The 2,446-nt window shown below is 67.4% G+C and carries 1 protein-coding gene; it reads left to right on the top strand.

What is annotated here, in order from left to right; genetic code table 11:
* The first annotated feature begins 81 nt into the window (after window positions 1–81).
* Window positions 82–2,409 (top strand): xanthine dehydrogenase molybdopterin binding subunit, encoded by a 2,328-nt coding sequence (xdhB, locus tag VE25_RS07020; RefSeq protein ID WP_046107899.1) that lies wholly within the window; start codon window positions 82–84, stop codon window positions 2,407–2,409.
* Window positions 2,410–2,446 lie beyond the last annotated feature (37 nt).

Here is a 2,446-nt window from a genome sequence, read left to right as displayed (position 1 = left end):
CCACTGAACCACCCCCACCCTCAATCCCTCCCCTCAAGGGGGAGGGAGGCCGACCGTGCCCGAAACCGGAGCACCGCTCCCATGAACAAGCAAACGCCCATCAGCGCCGCCACGCTCCACACCGCCACCCGCCATGACAGCGGTCCCAAGCACGTGGCGGGCGCGGCCGAATACATCGACGACATCGTCGAGCCGGCCGGCACGCTTCATGCCTATCTCGGGCTTTCGACCCGCGCGCATGCGGAAATCGTCTCCATCGACTTTGCCGACGTGCTCGCCGCGCCCGGTGTCGTCGGGGTGCTGACGAGCGCCGACATTCCCGGCGAGAACGACGTCAGCCCCGCGCACAAGCACGATGAGCCGGTGTTCGCCGATACGCTCGTGCAGTTCTACGGTCAGCCGATGTTCGCCGTGGTCGCCGAAACGCGCGATGCGGCGCGGCGGGCGGCGCAGAGGGCGAAGGTCGAGTACCGCGACCTGCCGTTCATCCCGGACGTGCGCTCCGCGCAGGCTGCGGGCAGCAAGCTCGTCACCGAACCGCTGAAACTCGAGCGCGGCGATGTCGCGGCGGTGCTGGCGGCCGCGCCCCGGCGGGTCAAGGGCGCCATCAGGATCGGCGGGCAGGACCACTTCTACCTCGAAGGACAAATCGCGCTCGCCATTCCGGGCGAGGACGAGGACGTCGCGGTCTACTCCTCCACCCAGCACCCGAGCGAGGTGCAGCTGATGGTCGCGCATGTGCTGGGCATCAACCAGCATGCGGTCACCATCAACGTGCGGCGCATGGGCGGCGGGTTCGGGGGCAAGGAGACGCAGGGCAACCTCTTCGCCGCCGTCGCGGCCCTCGCCGCCAAGAAATGGAACCGCGCCGTCAAGATCCGGCCCGACCGCGACGACGACATGACCGCGACCGGCAAGCGGCACGATTTCGTCGTCGACTACGAGGTCGGCTTTGACGACACCGGCCGCATCCACGCGGTCGATGCGGTCTATGCCGGCAATGGCGGCTATTCGTCGGACCTCACCGGACCGGTGACCGACCGGGCGCTCTTCCACTGCGATAATGCCTATTGGTATCCGGCCGTGCGCGCCCGCTCCGAGCCGCTTTATACCAACACCGTCTCCAACACCGCCTTCCGCGGTTTCGGCGGCCCGCAGGGGATGATGGCCTGCGAGCGCTGGATCGAGGACATCGCCTATGCGCTGGGCAAGGATCCGCTGGAGATCCGCAAGGCGAACTTCTATGGGGTCGGCGAGAACAGCGTTACGCCCTACCACCAGACGGTGGAGGACAACATCATCCACCGCATCGTCGACGAGCTCGAGGCGAGTTCGGATTATCAGGCGCGGCGCGCGGCGGTGAAAGCGTTCAACGCCAAAGGCGGCGTGCTGCGCAAGGGGCTGGCGCTCACTCCGGTCAAGTTCGGCATCTCGTTCACGGCCACCTGGTACAACCAGGCGGGCGCCTTGGTGCACGTCTACCGGGACGGCTCCGTCCACCTTTCCCATGGCGGCACCGAGATGGGGCAGGGGCTCTACATCAAGGTGGCGCAGGTGCTGGCCGATGCCTTCGGGCTCGGGCTCGCCGACATCAAGATCAACGCCACCACCACCGGCAAGGTGCCCAACACCTCGGCGACCGCCGCCTCGTCCGGCTCGGACCTCAACGGCATGGCCGCCTGGGACGCCGCCCGGCAGATCAAGGAACGGCTCGTCACCCATGCCGCGCAGGTCTACCAGTGCGACGAGGTCGTCTGCGAATGGGTGCCGGGCGGCTTGATGGCGGGCGACGAGTTCGTGCCGTGGAAGTCGCTCATCGCCTCGGCCTATCTCGCCCGCGTGCAGCTCTCTGCCGCCGGCTTCTACAAGACGCCCAAGATCCACTGGGACCGTGCGACCGGCCGCGGCCATCCGTTCTACTATTTCGCCTACGGCGCCTCGGTTTCGGAGGTCACGATCGACACCCTGACCGGCGAATACACCGTCGACCGCGTCGATATCCTGCATGACGTGGGCAAGTCGCTGAATCCGGCCATCGATATGGGCCAGGTCGAGGGCGGGTTCATCCAGGGCATGGGGTGGCTGACGACGGAAGAGTTGATCTGGGACGCGAAGGGGCAGCTGCGCACCCACGCGCCCTCGACCTACAAGATCCCGCTCGCCTCCGACGTTCCACCGGTCTTCAACGTCCGCCTCGCCGAATGGTCGGTCAACCGCGAACCGACCATCGGCCGCTCCAAGGCCGTCGGCGAGCCGCCGCTGATGCTGGCGATCTCGGTTGTCGAGGCGCTATCGAGGGCGGTGGCGTCGGTCGCCGACTACAGGATTGCGCCAAGGCTCGATACGCCCGTGACGCCCGAGCGGGTGCTGATGGGCGTCGAGCGGCTGCGGCGGGAGGTGAGGGGGTGAGCATGGTGCCCAGCATCGGCTTCCCCCCACCCCTAAC

The organism is Devosia geojensis, assembly GCF_000969415.1.
In the GTDB taxonomy this organism is placed as follows: Bacteria; Pseudomonadota; Alphaproteobacteria; order Rhizobiales; family Devosiaceae; genus Devosia; species Devosia geojensis.
Note: the sequence above shows the minus strand (reverse complement) of the source record. Positions and strands in the feature narration are given on the sequence as shown.